The sequence below is a fragment of the Cupriavidus sp. U2 genome (genome assembly GCF_009663685.2).
GTDB classification, from domain to species: domain Bacteria; phylum Pseudomonadota; class Gammaproteobacteria; order Burkholderiales; family Burkholderiaceae; genus Cupriavidus; species Cupriavidus necator_C.
In genome coordinates this window covers 145,186-164,486 of the sequence record NZ_RCOG02000026.1, presented here as the reverse complement: position 1 = coordinate 164,486, position 19,301 = coordinate 145,186, and the positions used below count along the sequence as shown (strand labels likewise).

At 67.1% G+C, this 19,301-nt stretch carries 18 protein-coding genes and 1 pseudogene; 14 read left to right on the top strand and 5 right to left on the bottom strand.

The genetic code is table 11. The features are described 5' to 3' along the window. Nucleotides 1-9 precede the first annotated feature (9 nt). Together D9X30_RS19310 and D9X30_RS19305 are read right to left on the bottom strand one after the other, a co-directional pair. Nucleotides 10-543 carry a type IV pilin protein gene (locus D9X30_RS19310; protein ID WP_153947936.1) on the bottom strand — a complete coding sequence of 178 codons (534 nt, stop codon included), beginning with the start codon at nt 541-543 and terminating at the stop codon, nt 10-12. A gap of 290 nt (nt 544-833) precedes the next feature. Continuing rightward, nucleotides 834-1,916, bottom strand: a complete 1,083-nt coding sequence (locus D9X30_RS19305; RefSeq protein ID WP_153947937.1) for a mechanosensitive ion channel family protein — start codon at nt 1,914-1,916, stop codon at nt 834-836. Nucleotides 1,917-2,192: 276 nt separating this feature from the next. Between D9X30_RS19305 and D9X30_RS19300 the strand changes: the two genes are divergently transcribed. Beyond that, entirely contained in the window at nt 2,193-2,549 is a 357-nt protein-coding gene (locus D9X30_RS19300; protein WP_153947938.1) for a hypothetical protein, read from the top strand. A 102-nt stretch (nt 2,550-2,651) separates the two neighbouring features. On the opposite strand, the gene yddG is transcribed toward D9X30_RS19300, so the two are convergent. Continuing rightward, the gene (gene yddG, locus D9X30_RS19295) at nt 2,652-3,581 is read right to left on the bottom strand and encodes an aromatic amino acid DMT transporter YddG (protein WP_153947939.1); all 930 of its coding nucleotides are present in this window, start codon (nt 3,579-3,581) and stop codon (nt 2,652-2,654) included. 142 nt (nt 3,582-3,723) lie between these two features. Here yddG and D9X30_RS19290 point away from each other — a divergent pair, with 142 nt between their 5' ends. The 3 genes and pseudogenes from D9X30_RS19290 to rpoD all read left to right on the top strand — a co-directional run bounded on the left by D9X30_RS19290 (nt 3,724) and on the right by rpoD (nt 8,120). After that, on the top strand, nt 3,724-4,332 hold the full coding sequence (locus D9X30_RS19290) for a hypothetical protein (RefSeq protein WP_153947940.1): 609 nt from the start codon (nt 3,724-3,726) through the stop codon (nt 4,330-4,332). A 284-nt stretch (nt 4,333-4,616) separates the two neighbouring features. Then, nucleotides 4,617-5,522, top strand: a pseudogene (yihG, locus tag D9X30_RS19285) (1-acylglycerol-3-phosphate O-acyltransferase, YihG family). Between the two features lie 630 nt (nt 5,523-6,152). Next, nucleotides 6,153-8,120, top strand: a complete 1,968-nt coding sequence (rpoD, locus tag D9X30_RS19280; protein WP_153947941.1) for an RNA polymerase sigma factor RpoD — start codon at nt 6,153-6,155, stop codon at nt 8,118-8,120. An 82-nt stretch (nt 8,121-8,202) separates the two neighbouring features. Here the strand turns inward: rpoD and D9X30_RS19275 are convergent, their stop codons facing one another. Further along, nucleotides 8,203-8,406 (bottom strand): cold-shock protein, encoded by a 204-nt coding sequence (locus D9X30_RS19275; RefSeq protein ID WP_066740354.1) that lies wholly within the window; start codon nt 8,404-8,406, stop codon nt 8,203-8,205. Between the two features lie 427 nt (nt 8,407-8,833). On the opposite strand from D9X30_RS19275, the gene D9X30_RS19270 reads away from it, so the two are divergent. The 10 genes from D9X30_RS19270 to D9X30_RS19225 all read left to right on the top strand — a co-directional run bounded on the left by D9X30_RS19270 (nt 8,834) and on the right by D9X30_RS19225 (nt 17,949). Continuing rightward, nucleotides 8,834-9,343 (top strand): hypothetical protein, encoded by a 510-nt coding sequence (locus tag D9X30_RS19270; RefSeq protein WP_153947942.1) that lies wholly within the window; start codon nt 8,834-8,836, stop codon nt 9,341-9,343. A gap of 103 nt (nt 9,344-9,446) precedes the next feature. Next, nucleotides 9,447-10,139, top strand: a complete 693-nt coding sequence (locus D9X30_RS19265) for a ProQ/FinO family protein (RefSeq protein ID WP_153947943.1) — start codon at nt 9,447-9,449, stop codon at nt 10,137-10,139. A gap of 133 nt (nt 10,140-10,272) precedes the next feature. Continuing rightward, complete coding sequence (locus D9X30_RS19260) at nt 10,273-10,860, top strand: redoxin domain-containing protein (RefSeq protein WP_153947944.1); 588 nt, start codon at nt 10,273-10,275, stop codon at nt 10,858-10,860. A gap of 14 nt (nt 10,861-10,874) precedes the next feature. Continuing rightward, nucleotides 10,875-11,549 carry a 5,6-dimethylbenzimidazole synthase gene (gene bluB / locus D9X30_RS19255; RefSeq protein ID WP_153947945.1) on the top strand — a complete coding sequence of 225 codons (675 nt, stop codon included), beginning with the start codon at nt 10,875-10,877 and terminating at the stop codon, nt 11,547-11,549. A gap of 87 nt (nt 11,550-11,636) precedes the next feature. Beyond that, a complete protein-coding gene (locus D9X30_RS19250) occupies nt 11,637-12,560 on the top strand; it encodes a LysR substrate-binding domain-containing protein (RefSeq protein WP_153947946.1) in 924 nt (307 codons plus the stop codon). Nucleotides 12,561-12,725: 165 nt separating this feature from the next. Next, nucleotides 12,726-13,865, top strand: coding sequence for an NAD(P)/FAD-dependent oxidoreductase (locus D9X30_RS19245; protein ID WP_194946515.1), 1,140 nt, complete (start codon nt 12,726-12,728; stop codon nt 13,863-13,865). Beyond that, nucleotides 13,849-14,157: a (2Fe-2S)-binding protein gene (locus tag D9X30_RS19240; protein ID WP_228770910.1), complete on the top strand. Its 309-nt coding sequence runs from the start codon at nt 13,849-13,851 to the stop codon at nt 14,155-14,157. Before D9X30_RS19245 ends, D9X30_RS19240 begins: the two co-directional genes overlap by 17 nt. Then, nucleotides 14,154-15,638, top strand: coding sequence for an FAD/NAD(P)-dependent oxidoreductase (locus tag D9X30_RS19235; protein WP_228770911.1), 1,485 nt, complete (start codon nt 14,154-14,156; stop codon nt 15,636-15,638). The genes D9X30_RS19240 and D9X30_RS19235 overlap by 4 nt, the downstream gene beginning before the upstream one ends. 171 nt (nt 15,639-15,809) lie before the next feature. Beyond that, on the top strand, nt 15,810-16,787 hold the full coding sequence (locus D9X30_RS19230) for a Bug family tripartite tricarboxylate transporter substrate binding protein (protein WP_228770912.1): 978 nt from the start codon (nt 15,810-15,812) through the stop codon (nt 16,785-16,787). 94 nt (nt 16,788-16,881) lie between these two features. After that, a complete protein-coding gene (locus D9X30_RS19225; RefSeq protein WP_153947948.1) occupies nt 16,882-17,949 on the top strand; it encodes an AbrB family transcriptional regulator in 1,068 nt (355 codons plus the stop codon). 5 nt (nt 17,950-17,954) lie between these two features. Here D9X30_RS19225 and D9X30_RS19220 read toward each other — a convergent pair whose 3' ends face one another. Then, nucleotides 17,955-19,232: a TIGR03862 family flavoprotein gene (locus D9X30_RS19220; RefSeq protein WP_153947949.1), complete on the bottom strand. Its 1,278-nt coding sequence runs from the start codon at nt 19,230-19,232 to the stop codon at nt 17,955-17,957. Nucleotides 19,233-19,301: the final 69 nt, after the last annotated feature.

Genomic DNA, 19,301 nt, shown 5'->3' with positions numbered 1-19,301 from the left:
CCGGCATGCTTATCTCCAGCAGCCGGCCTGTCCGGCAGCGCCGGTGGCGCTCTTGTCGCCGGCCTGCGTCAAGGCCAGCGTGCCGCAGCTGGTATCGCGCGACGCCTGGCTGCCGATTGGCGCGGCCGTGATCGTATAGGCCGGCGGCGTCGCGGTGGCGGTCACGGTGATCTGGTAGTACGCCGACACGCTGGCCGGCGTGGCCGGGGCGTTCAGCGCCGCCAGGCTGGCGGCATAGGCGCGGTTGTCGACCATGAACCGCTCCTGCAGGCTCGCCAGTTCCAGCATGTAGGACTCGGCGGCCGCGCGGTTGCCGCGGACGACATAACTGGTATACGAGGGAAATGCGAATGCGGCGATGATGCCGATGATGGCGACCGTGATCATCAGTTCGACCAGCGTGAAGCCGGACGACGGCGCGCGGGCGCGTGAAGTGGCCCCCCTGCCCGACCCGATAATCCCGACGATCCCGATAATCCCGTTTGGCGCAGGCGCAAACATGCGTCCGCGACCCGGCTGCCTTGTGGGGCTATGCTTGCCCATTTTTTTGCTCCCGTTCTTTCCGGCTGACCCTAGCCGCGAGGAACCTTTGCCGGCGAGTGTAGAGGCAGCGCTCCAAACGAGTCAACGCTTTGTGAGTATCGATCAGGTACAGCGTTGCCGATTTGCAAACGGACGAAAAATTACGCGATCAGGCGGGCGCCTGTGCACGCGGATTAATGCATGGTTAATGTTTGGCCAGTAGCGTCATTCGGCCAATGACTTTCCGTTCCGGCACATTAGGCTGCTTCCTTTCCCCTTTGGGAAGCAGCCTGTTTTTTTTTGGCGAACGATCAGGCGGGCCCCGACTGCACGGGCTGCACCGCGGGCCGGTCCCCGTCGCCCTCGATCCGCAACCTGGGCAGGAACTGCGGATACTCGCGCTGCATGAAATCGATCAGTGCCTCACGCACGGCGCAGCGCAGGTCCCACGCAAGTCCTGAGGACGCCGCGGTACACAGCACGCGCAACTGCATCGTCTTGTCTGTGGTGTCGCTGACCACGAGATTAAAGAATCGGCCATCCCACTCGGGACGCGCATGGACGATGCGCGTCAGTGCCTCGCGCAACGGCGCCAGCGGCATGCCGTAGTCCACGTGAAAAAACACCGAGCCCATGATCTGGGCGCTGTTGCGGGTCCAGTTCTGGAATGGCTTTTCGATGAAGTACTGCAGCGGAATGATCAGGCGGCGTTCGTCCCAGATCTGCAGCACCACGTAGGTGCTGGTGATTTCTTCCACGCGCCCCCATTCGCCCTCGACGATCAGCACGTCGTCAAGCCGCAGCGGCTGCGTCAGGGCCAGCTGCAGCCCGGCGATCATGTTGCTGAACACCGGCTTGGCCGCAAAACCGGCAATCAGGCCGACCACGCCGGCCGATGCCAGCAGGCTCGCGCCCACCTGCCGGGCGCCCGGGAACGTCATCAGCAGCATGGCCGCGCCCATCACGATGACCAGCGTCATGGCGATCCGCGAGATCACGCGCGTCTGGGTGTGGATGCGGCGCGCGCCCATGTTGTCGGCCACATCGACCGGGTGCTGGTCCAGCACACCCTGCGCGAACCCGGCGATGATGCGCACCAGCAGCCAGGTCATCGACACGATCATCAGCAGGCCGTTCAGATGCCGGACGCTGTTGATCCAGGCCAGGTCGTCGGGCGCGGCCTGCCAGGTGGTCTGCAGCAGGAACAGCGGCACCACCGCCTTGGCGGGCACGCGTGCCTTGACCACCATCGCGTGCAGCACCGGGGTATGGCGGGTCATCCGCAACAGCAGCAGGCCGCCCAGCCGGTGGGCGAGCAGCCCGAGCAGAATGGCGGCAACGGCACCCATCGCCGTGCCAAACCACGGATGACTCGCCACGATTGCCATGTTCATCTGTCACGCCCCCTGCGCTGTTGCATCACGGATATGCAGATAGCGACGCCTGCCGCGCCCGAAAGTTTCCCCAAAGGCAGTTTTCAGGATCAGACAAAGACCGACACGGCGAGATGGCGCACAGGGCATAGGCGTATCGGGGATCTGGCGCCTAGACTCGTATCTGGTACGACGTGGAGTATCGCTTGCGTACCGCACACCCAGACGCACCGGCCGGCACCCCAACCGATGGGCAGGCCGTCGGTGCATTCCACGATCGGATATGGAGTCAATAATATGAAGTATCCCGTCATCGTCGTACTGGCCGTGGCCACGCTTGCAGGCTGCGCCAACATGCCCGCCCCCTACACCCCGCCGCCAACGCCCACCACGCGAGCCGTTGGCGAAAGCAAGCTGGCGCCGAAGGCTGCCGCGCAATGCATCGGGCAGAAATGGGCGGATGCCACCAACCAGCAGGTTTGGATGCAATACATGCTGGCCAATGACCAGGCATTCGATGTCTACGTGCCAGGTCAGCAACCGCCAGCCGGGTCCGCAGCCGTCGTGCGCAAATCCACCAACGGGCCAGGCTCGTGGCTGGGCTTCCGCGGCGACGACAGCAACGCTGCGGGCGCGCTCAGCCAGTGCCAGTAACAGCGCGACCGATGCCAACGGCGCAAGGCGCCTGAGGGCCTGACGGCTGGAGTACGCGCGGCGCGCCCGACCGGCGCGCCGCGCGTGCCTGTCGGGCGGTGCTCACGCCCCGGATCGCCTTGCAGCCGATGCCGGTGCGCTGCGGCCGCGCGTCGCGAGCCAGCACAGGATGGACCCCGCGCAGACCATTGCCGCGCCTTTCCAGAACGACAAGGAAAGCGGCGCGTGCAGCAGCACGGCCGCCAGCGCGGCCGAGATCACCGGGATAAAGTACGACGCGCCCGCCAGCACGGTGACGTTGCCGTGCAGGATGCCGACATTCCAGGCGGCATAGCCAAACCCCATCGCACAGGCCGCGAGCACCAGGTACGTGACGCCCTTGAGCCCGAGCACCATGGTTTCGCCATCGGTAACCAGGTATTTGCCCCATAGCGTCAGCGCCGTCAGCATGAAGAACAGCGTCACGGCGTTCTTGCCCTGCGCGATACGGCTCGTCACGGTGCAATACGCGGCCCAGATCAGGGCGCCGGCGAACGCCAGGCCATAGCTGAGCGGGTTGTCCCGCACGTTGCCGGCCATGCCGGCCAGGTCCAGCCCCTGGTCGCCGCCCAGTACCGACGCAATCCCCAGGATGGCCACCAGGAATCCCGGCACCACCAGCCAGTTGGCCCGCTGGCCGTTGAAGGCGATGGCGGCCAGCATCGTGAAGCTCGGCCACAGATAGTTGACCATGCCTACCTCGATGGCCTGCCTGCCGGTGTTGGCGTATCCGATGGACAGCGACAGGCAGAGCTCGTAGGCCACGAACAGCAGGCTGCCCCAGATCAGGTAGGCGCGTGGCAGCACCCGCGCGCGGGGCGGGCCCACGGTGAGCCAGAGCAGTGCGGCAGCGACCGTATAGACCAGCGCGGCGCCGCCCGTGGCCCCGAAACTTTCACTGACACTCCGGATCAGCCCGACGATCGAACTCCACAAAAGGACCGCGACGAGCCCGATCAGCGTTGCCTGCCTCTTACTGCGCGTGACTGCCATTTGCGTGTGCACTGGGATGGATGCGGGAGGAGCGGCATTCTACCCGCTGGCGTCCCCGAAACCCGCCCCGTGGCGCCCGCTGTGCAGGGTCGGCGGCGCCCGGCCGGTAGAATGCCGCCCATCGACAGACAACCTGCCCCGGATGTACCGCCTCGAATCCATCCAGATGATGCTGGTCACCGCCCTGGCCGCCCTTGTGACAACGGCATGCTCGCGTGAAGCGCAGACGCCGCCGGTCCCGCCTTTGCAGCCCGACGCCCGCAGCGAGCTTGTCGTGTCCGCCGGGCTGGTGCCCCAGATGGACGAAGCCGTGCTGCGCAATACGGTCGACTTCTGTGTCGAGCATGCGCCCCAGGCGCGCAAGGCCGTCGAAGCAGCGTGGACACTCTGGCTGGACCGCAACGCGGCGCGGCTGGCCGTGGCCCGCATCTATCGCCAGCGCCTCGAAGACGCGGCCGCCAATGCCCCCAGCGAAAGCGAGCGGCAGGCCAACCAGACCCTGCTGGACCAGCACGCCACGCTGATCGGCAGCTTTACCAACCAGCAGCTCGACGTGATGCGCGTGGCCCTCGAGCATGAGCAGCCCGAAGCGGTCGAGCAACTCTGCATGGAGCAATTCGCCAAGGTCAACGCCGGCGAATGGGACATCGGCCAGCGAGACCCCGAGATCGCCGCGCTGCTGGATGCGGGGCCGCCAAAGCCGGCCGGCCCGGCATCGGCTCCAGCATCACCCGACGCTGGCCAGCGTTGATTCGCCCGGGCGTTCGCCTCATCGGACGAATCATCCGATCCAGCCATGCCACGGAAACGCCCCCTCACATCGTCGATTCTTTAGTTTCAACGTCTTCAAATTGATCGAGGACAAATTGACGGCCTTCTGGCTCTTGCAAACTTGCGCACATGAATTCGACCTCCCCTTCGTCCGCATCCTCACGGCGTGCTTCCCGCACCGGATCGCTCCCGCCTCAACCACCCCAACCACCCGAATCTGTCGATACCGCTGGCCGGCAGCCGTCGAAGGCCCGGCCGCAACGCCTGGCATGGCTGACCGGCCTGCTCAGCGCCACGCTGCTCGTGCTCAACACGCTGGCCTGCTTTGTGCCGATCGTGCCGCTGGCATTGCTCAAGCTGGCCGTGCCGACGCCAGCGGTGCGCCGCCGCGTGGATCCCTGGCTGAACGGCATTGCAACGGGCTGGGTATCCCGGAACACCCGCTGGATCGCGCGGCTGCAACCGCAAATCTGGGACGTTCAGGGCAATACGGGTTCGCGCCTGGACGACTGGTATCTGGTCAACTGCAACCACTAGTCGTGGGTGGACATCTTTGTGCTCCAGCGGGTGCTGAACAAGCGCATTCCGCTGCTGAAGTTCTTCCTGAAGCAGCAGTTGCTCTACGTGCCGGTGATTGGCCTGGCCTGGTGGGCGCTGGACTTCCCGTTCATGAAGCGGTACAGCAAGGCACAGTTGCGTCGCAATCCGGCGCTGGGCCGCAAGGACCAGGACACCGCGCGGCGCGCCTGCGAGAAATTCAGGCTGGTGCCCACCAGCGTGATGGTGTTTGCCGAGGGCACGCGGTTTTCGGCAGCGCGGCGGCAGGCGCAATCGTCACCGTATCGCCACCTGCTCAAGCCCCGCGCCGGCGCGCTGGCCACCACGCTCAATGCCATGGGCACCCAGTTCCGCTCGATGATCGACGCGACGATCATCTACCCGGACGGCGTGCCCAGCTTCTGGCACCTTGCCTCCGGCCGTGCCGGCCGGATCGTCGTCCGCATTCGGCAAATTCCTATACCCGACGACTTTTGCGGCGCCGACTACGCGACCGACAAGGCTTTCCGGTCGGCGTTTCACCACTGGCTTGCCGATCAGTGGCAAGCCAAGGACCAAGAAATCGATGCGTTCATGGCGGCGCAGCGGCCCACACCGGGCGGCCGCGACTGAGACAAGTCGCACCCGAATTTCAGAAGATTCCGATGTTCGAATGAGAATTGTCTTCTTACACTGCAGTCGCCCGTGCAATGCGGGCGACCCAATGGAGTTCAGGGTTGACCCCTCCCCTGCTCTCTTCACTTCAGATGCCACGCGGTTCCCCGCCGCGTGGCATTTTTTTTGTGCGTGGCCGATGACAGGAGGTCTGCCAGCGCAGGACCGGCCTGCCCGGTACCGGTGACGATGGCGTCAAACCGCCTGGCATCCGCCAGACCTGTCGCCAGAGTCATCGCCAATCCTTTGGCTTGAAATGTCCTTGCCTGCCCCCACACCAGAACCTGTCACCGGCGAACAGCACCAACCGCGTTTTTTTGTTGTAATGCGCCCTAGTCGGCCCTTTTTGCGACAAAAAGCGGGCCGCCGGTTATTGCACCGCACAACATCGTCAAGTATGATGCGCGGTTCCCCATTTTGCGCACACTGGATTCTGCGGGAGGCATTCGGCCTCGACGTTCCGTGCGCCACTCCACGATTTCGTTCGCGCCCGCAGGCTTGACCGACGGTCATGTCCGCGACGATCGTCGGCCACCAGTCCAGGAGAATGTATTGGCAAATCCGGTTCGTGACGATTCCGCATCCCGCATGACGACGGCTATTTCGAAGACCGCCCGCCGCAAGCCGGCCGGCAAGGCCCCGGCCACCGCCGCCCCGCTGGACCACGCCCTGGCGGCGCGCCTGGACGAGGAGCGCCAGCGCCAGATGCGCGCGCTGATCGCGCTTGGCCGGGAACGGGGCTACCTCACCCACGCGGACATCAACGATCACCTTCCCGACAACGTGACGCAGACGGCTGCGATGGAAACCATCGTCAGCACGTTCAACGACATGGGGGTGTCCGTCTACGAGCAGGCGCCGGACGCCGAGACGCTGCTGCTGAGCGATGCCGCCCCGGCTGCGACATCGGACGACCAGGCGTACGAGGAAGCCGAAGCCGCCCTGTCCACCGTGGACTCCGAATTCGGCCGCACCACCGACCCCGTGCGCCTGTACATGCGTGAAATGGGCGCCAGCGAGCTGCTGACCCGCGCCGGCGAGATCGAGATCGCCAAGCGCATCGAAAGCGGCCTGCAGGACATGATCCAGGCCGTTGCGGCGTGCCCGTCCATCGTTGCCGCGCTGCTGGCCGACGTGGACCGCATCGTCGCCGGCGAACTGCGCATCGACGAACTGGTTGACGGCATCAACGACGGCGCGGAAGACGTCGACATGGCCAGTGCGGCCGATGACGCCTCCGACGACGCCGATGCCGACGACGACAGCGCGTCCGACGACGAATCGGACGATGACGAGGACGATTCGGACACCCCGAACCCGGAAAAGGCAAACGCCGCCCGCCTGGAGCAGCTGACCGCCGACAGCCTGGCGATTTTCGCGCGCGTGCGAACCCTGTACGAGAAACTGCCCGGCACCCCGGTAACGGGCAAGGCCCGCTCGGCGGCCGTCGCGCAGGTGCTTGCCGAGATCCAGCGCGAACTGGCGCCGATCCGCTTCGGCGCCAAGATGATCGACCGCCTGTGCGCCAGCATGCGCGAACAAGTTGACGCCGTGCGCGCGATCGAGCGCAACATCCTGGAGATCGCCGTCGAGCGTTGCAGCATGCCGCGCGAGGCCTTCGTGGCGTCGTTCCCGGGCCGCGAGACCGATCTCGGCTGGACCAGCCAGATGGCGGCTACGTCGCCGCAGTTCGGCCCGGCGCTGGAGCGTCACCTGCCGGCCATTCAGGCCTGCCAGCGCAAGCTGGTCGATATCGAGACCGCTGTCTCGGTGCCGCTGCAGCAGCTCAAGCAGATCTACCGCCAGATGAGTGCCGCCGAGCAGAAGATGCGGCAGGCCAAGCGCGAGCTGACCGAGGCCAACCTGCGCCTGGTGATTTCCATCGCCAAGAAGTACGTGAACCGCGGCATGCAGTTCCTGGACCTGATCCAGGAAGGCAACATCGGCCTGATGAAGGCCGTGGACAAGTTCGAATACCGGCGTGGCTGGAAGTTTTCGACGTATGCCACGTGGTGGGTACGTCAGGCCGTCACGCGCGCGCTGGCCGATCAGGCACGCACCATCCGGGTGCCAGTTCACATGATCGAGACGATCAACAAGCTGAACCGCATTTCACGCGAAATCCTGCAGCAGACCGGCCAGGAGGCCCATCCCGCGGTGCTGGCGGAACGCATGGAAATGACCGAGGAAAAGGTACGCGGCATCCTGCGGATTGCGCGGCAGCCCGTCTCGCTGGAAACCCCGGTGGGCGACGACGCCGACGCAACGCTCGGCGACATGATCGAGGACGTGTCGGCAAGCTCGCCGGCCGAAGCGGCGATTCAGGCCAACCTGCGGGCGGCGATCGACGAGGCACTCGACGCACTGACGCCGCGCGAGGCAAAGGTCCTGCGCATGCGATTCGGCCTTGACATGGTGTCCGATCACACGCTGGAAGAGGTCGGCAAGCAGTTCGACGTGACCCGCGAGCGGATCCGCCAGATCGAGACCAAGGCGATGCGCAAGCTGCAGCATCCCAGCCGTGCCGACAAGCTGAAGCTGTTCCTGGAGCGTTAAGCAGGAACCCGGCAGCAAAAAGTGATACGGCGCCCCGTTTCAAGGCGGGGCGCCGCAGATCACGCAGTCAATGCGTGAGGATTTACAGCGGCTTGATCGCGCCTGCCTGCTTGCCCTTGGGGCCCTGCTTCACTTCGAAGCTGACCTTCTGGCCTTCTTGCAGCGACTTGAAGCCGTTGCCCTGAATTTCGGAGAAGTGCGCGAACAGGTCTTCACCGCCGTCATCCGGCGAGATGAAACCAAAACCCTTCGCATCGTTAAACCACTTCACGGTACCAGTTGCCATTTTCTGAATATTCCAACTAAAACGAGATAAAGACGACGCCGCCAGTATGGCGGGCGCGCAGTTATCTTGTATCACACCCCGGGCGTTCGCGACAATCAGGATTGTTCTGACCCCGCCAATTAGGCCTTGTCAGGCATCGCACCGACATTGCGGCCCCTCGGGCGGATGCCCTGCCCCCACTTCCCGGTGTTCCAGACTGCGGGCCAGGCGCCCAATGCTGCCCGCCGTGGCAAACAACATGGCGCACACGGCACCATCCGGCAGCGCGCAATGGGATTACCAGCACCGCCAGCGCCCCATCCTGTCCAGACCAGATGATCGCAAGCGGTATGCAAGACGTGCCCGGACGGCACGGTGCGGGCTGGCGACTGGGCTAGAATGCCAGCCTTTCGGCCACAGCCGCTCCCCAGCCCAGCTTTTCCGCGTCATGCCTCAGCCCCACACCGACACCACGGTTTCCGACTCCCACGTCGAACCCGATCAGATTCACGAGCCCCGGCTCTGGCGCGACAAGGGCTGGACCGCGCGCGTCATCAAGAACGAGGACGGCGACGGCTGGGCCGTCGAGATGATCCGCGACGGCAGCGCCGAACCTGCCCTGGTCGGCCCCTGGACCATGGGCCGCAACAAGGTCGATCCCAAACCGCTCGATGCCACTGCGCACCAAACTCTCGTGAAGACCGCCTCCGAGGTAATCCGCCGCCACGAGCAGCAGTTGCACGCGCAGCTTAACAAGCAAATTACGATTGAAGTGGACGATCAGGTCATCAGCGTCAAGCTGGCCATCACGCCGGACGAGTTCGAGCCATTCGGCACGCTGACGGCCACCAGCCCGTTCGGTGACGTACTCGCCACCACCAATGTGCGGCCCGATTTCCGCCTGACGCGCGAGAGCGCCGGGCGCTGGGCAGCCGACGGGTTCGGCAAGATCCGCTGACCCTTTCAGCCTTCCCGGTGACGCCGGGGCGGCATTTTCCGACGACAACCGGCCACGGCCGGTATCCACGCTATAATCCCGCGTCGTTTACTGAGCTAGAGCAATGGGTTTCGAACAACTGGCAGGACTGAGGGCAAAACTGGCCGAGCAGGCAAAGAAAGAGGCGCGCGAGAAGGCTCCGCGCCAGCCTGCGCCTGCCGCCAAGCCGAACAAGCCGTCGCGGCCGAACAAGCCGGGCGCCAAACCGGGGGCGAAGCCGGCCGCAAAGCCGTCTGGTCAGGCGGCACAGCAGGCCAGGCCGGCGACGCCTGTCGATCCGGTGGTCCGCAATATCGGCAAGCTGCAAAAGAAATTCCCGCTGGCGTTCCCGAAGAACCCCGCGCCCAAGGTGCCGCTCAAGATCGGTATCTTCGACGATCTGCTGACGCACGCCACCGAACTGGGCCTGTCCGAAGCCGAACTGCGCGAGGCGATCCGCACCTGGTGCCGTGGCGCCCGCTACTGGACTTGCCTGACGCAGGGCGCCCCGCGTCTGGATCTGGCTGGCCAGCCGGCCGGCGAAGTGACCGAAGCCGATGCGGCACGCGGCCGCCAGCTGCGCTCCGCCCGCCCGAAACAGAAGCCGGCCCAGCCAAAGCCGGCGGCGCAGCAAGCTGCCCAGCCGGCCGCCTCCCAGGCTGAAGCGCAGGCCGCCCCGCAGCCGGAAGCCGCCGCGGCAGACACGCCTGCCGGGTCGCCCGCCGTTACGCCTGACGTCACACCCGCCACACCCGAAACACCTTCCCAGCCGGAATAACGCGCCAAGGGATACCCCCGCAGCCCGTCGCACGCCCCCGCGTACGAACGGGCTGTTTTCCTGGACGAATCGCCATCCCACGGAGTTTTCGCCGCCGCATACTGCCGCAGTCATGCAGCCGGAGATCCCTACCATGAGCGAATTTCGTCCACAGCCCGCACCCGCCTGGGCCGTCCAGCAATGGTTCAACACTGACCGTCCCCTGTCCATCGAAGCCCTGCGCGGCAAGGTCATCGTTCTGGAAGCATTCCAGATGCTGTGCCCGGGCTGCGTGTCGCACGGCTTGCCGCAGGCGCTGCGGATCCATCAGACGTTTCAGTCGTCCGAAGTGGCCGTGGTCGGCCTGCACACGGTATTCGAGCACCACGACGCCATGACGCCGACGGCGCTGCGCGCGTTCCTGCACGAGTACCGGATTCCGTTCCCGGTTGGGGTGGATATGCCCGACGGCCACGGCGGCGTGCCGCTGACGATGCGGGCCTACGCCATGCGCGGCACGCCGACGCTGATCCTGATCGACGCGGATGGCCTGCTGCGCCGGCAGTATTTCGGCTCGGTCAACGATCTCACGCTGGGCGCCGATATTGCCGAACTGATTCTCGAAGCGCGCGCGGCTTCCCGTGCAGACAAGGGGGAGCCTTCCGCCCTGCCCGCCGGCAACCCGGCCAGCACGGCTGCCGACGACTGCGCATCGGGCGCCTGTCCCGTCGACACCCCATAACCTACCCAAGACACATGGCAGACACCGGGCCCGGCCCTCACGTCGACGATACCGAGCGCGCCGCGCTGTACCGCATCCTGGCGCTGCGGCGCGACTGCCGGCACTTCACGCCCGGGCCCCGACTGCCCGACGACCAGTTGGAACGCCTGCTGCGTGCCGCCCATCAGGCGCCCTCGGTGGGCATGATGCAGCCCTGGCGCTTCATGCGCCTGAGCACGCCGGCCTGGCGCTCGCGCCTGGCGCCGCTGGTGGAAGCCGAACGGCAGGCCACGGCCCAGGCACTGGGCGAACGCGGCGCCGAATTCCTGCGGCTCAAGGTGGAGGGCATGCGCGACTGCGCCGAATTGCTGGCGGTGATCCTGGCACCCGACGACGGCACGGTATTCGGACGCCGCAGCATGCCCGCCGAAATGGCGTGGGCGTCTGCCGCCTGTGCGGTGCAGAACCTCTGGCTGGCCGCGCGCGCCGAGAATCTCGGTCTGGGCTGGGTATCGATGTTCGACCCCGCTGCCCTGGCGCGCGAACTGGGTCTGCCCCCCGGCGCAAAACCATTCGGGCTGCTCTGCCTGGGGCCGGTGCCGGCCTTCTACGCGGCGCCGATGCTCGAGCAGGAAGGCTGGCGCAAGCGCGCCCCGCTGCAGGACATCCTCTGGGAGCCTCCGGCGCCACCTGGACCGCCTACTGCATAGGCAGCCCATACCGGCTTATCGTTCTGCCAGGGATTCCCATACGGATTTGCTATACCATCGCCGCAGCATCCATCCAAAGACCCTGGCATGAAGTTCAAGGAAATCCACGCGTTCCAGGCAGTCATGCGGTCCGGCTCGATGACCGCGGCGGCCACCGAGCTCTATACGTCGCAGCCAAACGTGAGCCGGCTCATCGCCCAGCTCGAATACTCCACCGGCCTGACACTCTTCACGCGCACGGCGGGGCGCCTGCATCCGACCGAAGAAGGGCTGGCCTTCGTGCGCGAGGTCGAACGCGCCTTCGTCGGCCTTGACGCGCTGAAGGACGCCGCGCGCAATATCCGCCAGTTCGGCAAGGGCCGCCTGCGCATTGCCACCGTGCCGTCGCTGGCAATGACCGTGCTGCCGCTCGTGCTGCAGCGGTTTCATGCCGAGTACCCCGACGTCAACGTGGCCATGGAAACCGGCAGCACCCAGCTGGTGGCCGACCAGGTCGGCAGCCGCTACTGCGATCTGGGGCTGGTTTCGTTCCTGCCGCCCGCCGCCGTGACCGAAGCCCGGCCCGTGGCCGAACTGTCGGGCTGTTGCGTGCTGCCGCCCGGACACCGGCTTGCCGCGCTCGATGCCATCACGCCCGCCGACCTGGCCGGGGAATCGTTCATCTCGATGAGCCATGGCGACGGCCTGCGCGCTGCCGTGGATGCCGCGTTCGCCAGCGACGACCGGCGCGTGATGCACTTCGAGACCCCCTACGGTGCCACCATCTGCAAGATGGTCGGCCTGGGCCTGGGGGTCGGCATCGTCAATCCGCTGGTTGCGCGCATGCACGCCGCGGAAGTCGTCATCCGGCCATTCCGGCCGCAGATCCCGTTTGTCAGCTACCTGCTGCTGGCCCGCAACCGGCCGGCCAATGTGCTGGTGGACCGGTTCACCGAACGGATGATCGAGGTGATCGCCACCGAAACGGCATCCCTGCCGGCCACCCTATCAGGTTTTGGTATGACCGCCTGACAGACTCGTATTTGCGTCCGGGGTGCTGGCTCCGCAATACTCGTCCGGACAGACACACCGGCCAGATCGTCCCAGATGGCCGGTGGTGTCACGATTCTTGCGAGTAGCCGACATGAATTCCAGCAGGGCCCAGGGCCCGCACAATCCCCACGGGAGGCGCCGCTGATGGTGGCCTCCAGCCCCCGATACCCCGTATTCGACGTCGCCGTGGTGGGCGGCGGCCTGGTCGGCTCCGCCGTGGCCTACGGCTTGCGCAATCGCGTCGGTACCATCGCCGTGCTGGACGAGGGCGATATCGCCCTGCGCGCCTCGCGCGGCAATTTCGGCCTGGTCTGGCTGCAGAGCAAGGGCTACGGCATGGGTGCCTACAGCCGCTGGACGCTGCATTCCACGCGCCTGTGGCCGCAACTGGCGGCCGACCTGTTCAAGGAAACCGGCATCGACGTCGCGCTGGAACAGAAAGGCGGCCTCACGCCGCTGATGGGCGACTACGAGGTGGAAGCCCGCCTGGCGTGGGTCAATACGCTGATGTCCCAGCCCGGCGTCGAGCCGTACGAGTGGAAGCTGCTCGATCACCATCAGGCGGCGTCGCTGGTGCCCGGCCTGGGCCCGGACGTGACCGGCGCGATCTGGACGCCGCACGACGGCATCGTCAATCCGCTCAAGCTGCTGCGCGCGTTCCATACCGCGTTCAGCATCAGTGGGGTCGAATACCTGCCGCACCATGGCGTCACCGATATCGTGCAGCAGCCCGGCGGCGATTTCGTGCTGACCACGCCGAACGGCGAGGTGCGGGCGCGCAAGATCGTGCTGGCCGGCGGCCTGCGCAACGGCGACCTGGGCGCCATGGTGGGCATCGACCTGCCGATGGCGCCGCAGCGTGGCCAGATCCTGGTGCTGGAGCGCACGCGCCGCCTGCTGGACACCCCGCTGGTCACGCTGCGCCAGAACGACGAAGGCAGCTGGCTGGTCGGCGATTCGCAGGAAGACGCCGGCTATGCCGACCATGTGACCACGCTGCCGGTGCTGGCCACGCTGGCCGACCGCGCCGTGCGGACGCTGCCGGCGCTGCGCGACGTCCGCGCCGTGCGCGCCTGGTCAGCCCTGCGCGTGCGCGCCAAGGACGGCTTTCCGGTCTACGAGCAGTCGGCCACGCATCCCGGCGCGTTCATTGTCACGTGCCATAGCGGCGTGACGCTGGCCGCCACGCACGCCATGCACCTGGCCCCGATGATCGCCGCCGGGGCGCTGGCGCCGGAGCTGGACACCTTTTCGACCCGGAGATTCCATGTTCAAACGAATTGACGCGGCCGTGCTGCAAGGAACGGCGCGCAGCGTGCGGGTCACCGTGGACGGCACCGCGCTCGAATGCCGCGAAGGCGACAGCGTCGCCGCCGCACTGTTTGCGGCCGGCGTGCTGGCCTGCCGCGACACCGCCGTATCGGGCGCCGCGCGCGGGCCGTACTGCATGATGGGCGTGTGCTACGACTGCCTGGTACGCATCGACGGCCGGCCCAACCAGCAGGCCTGCATGACGCGCGTGCAGGACGGCATGAAGGTGGAGCGCCAGCTTGGCGCACGCGAGGTGGCAGCATGACGGTCGATATCACGACGTGCGACCTGCTGGTGATCGGCGCCGGCCCGGCCGGGCTGGCCGCCGCCACCCAGGCCGCCGAACTGGGCCTGTCGACGGTGCTGATCGACGAGCAACCCGCACCGGGCGGCCAGATCTATCGCGCCATCGGCAGCACGCCGGTGCAGAACCGCGCCATCCTTGGCCAGGACTACTGGCACGGCCTGCGCCTGCTGGAGCCGTTTGCCCGCAGCGGCGCGCGCCATATTCCGGCCGCCACCGTGTGGTCGATCCATGCACGCGAAGGCCAGCCGGACGCAGCGGAAACAGGCGAGTCCGCCGGCTACGAGGTGGCCTACTCGATCGCCCATGCCGGCCGGGACCCGCAGGCCGCGTTGCTGCACTGTCGCCATCTCATCCTGGCCACCGGCGCGCAGGAGCGGCCATTCCCGATTCCCGGCTGGACCCTGCCGGGCGTGATCACGGCCGGCGCCGCGCAGATCCTGCTGAAGACATCGGGCGTGGTGCCCGAGGGGCGGACCGTGCTGGCAGGCGGCGGCCCGCTGCTCTATCTGCTGGCCTGGCAGTACCTGAATGCCGGCGTGAAGCTGGCAGCCATTCTGGAAACCACGGCCAGCGGCCAATGGCGCCAGGCGCTGCCGCATGCCTGGGGCTTCCTGCGCTCGCCCTACCTGGGCAAGGGCCTGAAGCTGCTGCGCGCCGTGCGCAAGGCGGTGCCCATCGTCAGCGGCGTGACCGCGCTGGAGGCCGTGGCGGGGCCCGGCGGCCAGGTCGCCGAACTGCGCTACGAAGCCGGCGGCCAGCGCCGCACCATCGCCATCGACCAGTTGCTGCTGCACCAGGGCGTGGTGCCGAACACCAACCTGTCGCGCGCCGTGGGCGCCGAGCATGTGTGGAACGACCGCCAGGATTGCTGGGAGCCGCAGGTCGATGAGTGGGGCGCCACGTCGGTGCCGCACGTCAGCATTGCCGGCGACGGCGCAGGCATTGCGGGTGCCGTCGTCGCCGAGCATCGGGGCCGTATCGCTGCCGCGCATGCGGCCGCTGCGCTGGGCCGCATCAGCACCGCCACGCGCGACCGCACGGCGGCCCAGCCGCGCGCCGAACTGGCACGCGCCACGCGTGGCCGCGAGTTCTTCGAGGTGCTGTACCGCCCGCTGCCGCAGTTCCGCCGCCCGGTGGGCGACACCATCGTGTGCCGCTGCGAGGAAGCCACGGCCGAACAGGTACGCCATGCCGCGCGCATCGGTTGCCAGGGGCCGAACCAGCTGAAGGCGTTCCTGCGCTGTGGCATGGGGCCCTGCCAGGGCCGCTTCTGCGGGCTGACCGTGACCGAACTGATCGCCGACGAGCAGCAGCGGCATCCGCGCGATGTGGGCTACTACCGCCTGCGGTTTCCCACCAAGCCGGTGACGCTTGGCGAAATTGCGACGTTGCCGCAGACCCAGGCATCGCGGGAAGCCGTGGTGCGATTCAAGAAGTAAGCCGCGACATGGCGGCACGCGTGGCCGGATTGCAAGGCCGACCGGCCACGCCAGCAGCACACGCCTACACAAAATGAGCGGGAGCCGGGATACACCGCGCCCCGCCAGTTGGACCAGCACAGCGAGTTCATCCTGAGAGCACTCATCCACCCATCTTTTAGAGAATCAACCATGTTGTTTTCCAAGATCGTCCCCGCTCTCACGCTCGCAGTGGCCGCTGCCTCGGCCGCCATCCCTGCCGTGGCCCAGGAACTGCCCCCGGGCCCGCTCCGCATGCTGGTCGGATTCGCGCCCGGCGGCGGCAACGACGTCATCGCCCGCACCGTCGCCACGCAATTCCAGTTGAATACCAGGACGACGATCGTGGTGGAGAACAAGCCCGGCGGCGGCAGCACGCTGGCCACCGCCGAGATGGCGCGGGCCAAGCCTGATGGCTCGGTGCTGCTGCTGGGCTCGGTTGGCGGCCAGGCCATCGCGCCGTCGATCTATAGCAAGCTGCCCTACGATCCGGTCAAGGGCGTACAGCCGGTGTCGCTGGTGGCCAGGTCCGCCAACGCGCTGGTGGTCAACAACGACCTGCCGGTCAAGAACGTGCAGGAACTGCTGGCCTACGCCAAGGCCCACCCCGGCAAGCTCAACGTGACGTCGCCCGGCAATGGCACGATCTCGCACCTGTCGGCGGAGCTGTTCAAGAGCATGGCGGGCGTGTCCATCACGCATATTCCGTATCGCGGCGATGCCCCCGCCATGCAGGACGTGATGGCCGGCCAGGCCCAGATGACATTTGCCAGCCTGCCGTCGGCCAAGGCCGGCGCCGATTCCGGCAAGGTCCGCATCCTGGCCGTGACCAGCGCCAGGCGCGTGGAAACGATGCCGAACGTGCCGACCATCGCCGAATCGGGCGTGCCGGGCTATGAGGTGGTGTCGTGGTATGGCGTTTTTACGACGGGCGGCACGCCGATGCCGACCGTCAACCGCCTGGCCCAGGAAATTGCCGCCGTGGTGGCGCAGCCGTCGATCCGCGAATCGATCGCCAAGCAGGGCATGGAGCCCAGCGCGCTGGGTCCGGTGGAATTCACGCAACTGGTGAACCGCGACACGCAGAAGTGGGAGAAGGTCGTGAAGAGCGTCGGCATCAAGCTGGACTGACCGCCGCCGACCCGCGTACCGAATGCCGGAGCATCGCAGACAGGGAAGATAGAATTCGCGGCTAGGTCACCCTTCGCGCAACACCGCACAGGACATGGCACACACAAGCCGCGCGCTGCACTGGTCCGCGCTCATGGCCGGTACGCTCGTATTGGGCTATCTGCTGCAACCCGTGATATCGACTGCCAGCGTGCTGGTTGCCGCGATGGCGTGCGCCATGGTCGCCGGTTTCATGGATGTCCGGCTGCGCATCCGCCCCGCGTTGACGGCGTTCGCGCAGGCCCTGACGGGGACGGCCATTGCCAGCACGCTGCATCTGGCGGAACTGCTCGAAGCGGCCTCCGACGGGCTGGTGGTGCTGGGCGTGGCCCTGACCATCGGCAGCGCCGCGGCCGTGGGCTGGTTGCTGGTCCGCTATTCGCAGTTGCCTGGCACCACGGGCGCGTGGGGCAGCCTGCCCGGCGCGGCGTCGATCATGGGCGCACTGGCCACCGAGAACGGCGGCGACGGCATCCTGGTGTCGCTGATGCAGTACCTGCGCGTGGTGCTGGTGGTCGTCACCGGGCCGCTGGTGGCCCATGCCATCGTCGATGCACAGATGGCGACGGCCTCGGCATCGGCGACTGCCGTGCAGGCATTCCGCCATGTCTCGCCGGTCGGCACGCCGGTCGCCATCGGTATTGCGATGGTGGGCTGCTGGATTGGCGTGCGCTTTCGCATCCTGGCCGGGGCGTTCCTGGTGCCGCTGGCGCTGGGCGCCGTGTGGGTGACGGTAGTGCCGGCTCCGGTGGTGGTGCCCACCCCGCTGCTCGGCTGCGGCTTCGCGGTGCTGGGCTGGACCATCGGCCTGCAGTTCCGGCGCGACCTGCTGCGGCCGCTGGTGGCGTCGCTGCCGACCATGCTGGCTGCCATCGTGGCCATGATTGCGCTGTGCGCGGCCTCGGCCTGGCTGATCTCGGCCAGTCACAAGGTCAGCTTCCTGACGGCCTACCTGGCCACCTCGCCGGGCGGCGTGGAATCGATCGTGGCCATCGCGCTCGGGACCAACGCGGACATGAACTTCGTGGTGGCCACCCAGACGCTGCGGCTGTTCTCGGTCGTGCTGATCGGGCCGTGGCTGGCCAGGCGGATCGGCAGGTCGGTTGGCGGGCCGATGGGCTGACGGCGTCAGCCGGCCAGATACGCCGCGGCGCCCGCCCCGGCCACCCGCCCGCTGGCAAAGCAGGCCGTCAGCAGGTAGCCGCCGGTCGGCGCTTCCCAGTCGAGCATCTCGCCCGCACAGAACACGCCCGGCATCGCGTTGAGCATCAGGTGGGCGTCCATCGCCTCGAACCGGACACCGCCCGCCGTGCTGATGACTTCGTCGATGGGTCGTGTGCGCACCAGCCGCAACGGTAGCGCCTTGATGGCTGCGGCCAGCGCCACGGGGTCGTGCATCGCTTCCCGGGTCAGCGCCTCGCGCAGCAGCCGCGCCTTGACGCCGGTAATGCCCAGCCGGCTCTGCAGATGACTGGACACCGAGCGCGATCCTCGCGGCCGTGCGACTTCGGCGGCAACATCCCCGGCAGACCGCCCAGGCGCCAGGTCCAGCGTGATGGTGACGCTTCCTTGGGCGTCGATCAAGTCGCGGATCGGCGCGGACAGCGCGTAGACCAGGCTGCCCTCGATGCCGGTCTCGCTGATCACGAACTCGCCTTGCCGATACAGTACCGTGCCGTCGCGCGCGGTCACGCCGATGGCCACCGACTTGACGGGCTCGCCGGCGTGCCCGGTGCGGAACACGTCGCTCCATTCGACGTCGAAGCCGCAGTTGGCGGGCCGCAACGGCGCCACATCGACACCGCGGGCTGCCAGCATCGGCAGCCACGCGCCATCGGACCCAAGCCGCGCCCAGCTGCCGCCGCCCAGCGCCAGCACCACGGCGCGGGCCGCCACTTCCACCTCGACCTGCGCCTCGCCCTGGCGGGTAGCGAAACGCAGCACGTGCCAGCCATCGACGGGCTGCCCGAAACCAACCCAGCGATGCCGCACATGCAGCCGCATGCCGCCTTCGCGCAGGCGATGGAGCCACGCGCGCAGCAGCGGGGCGGCCTTCATGTCGGTGGGAAATACCCGGCCGGAACTGCCCACGAAGGTGTCGATGCCCAGCGCATGCACCCAGGCGCGCAGCCGGGTGGCATCGAACGCGTCGAGCAACGGCCCGATGCGGTCGGCACGCACGCCGTAGCGGCCCAGGAAGGCATCGGCCGGCTCGGAATGCGTGATGTTCATGCCGCCCTTGCCCGCCATCAGGAACTTGCGCCCGACCGACGGCATGGCGTCGTAGACATCGACCGGCAAACCCTGCGCGGCCAGCATCTCGGCTGCCATCAGGCCGGCCGGGCCACCGCCCACGACAATGGCACCGGCAAGGCGGACGGGTTCGACGGAAGTGACAGCGGACATGGAATCGATGCGGTGGCGAGGGCGGAAAGCCGGCGAATTATAAGCGTAGCGATGCGGGGCATGCCTGGC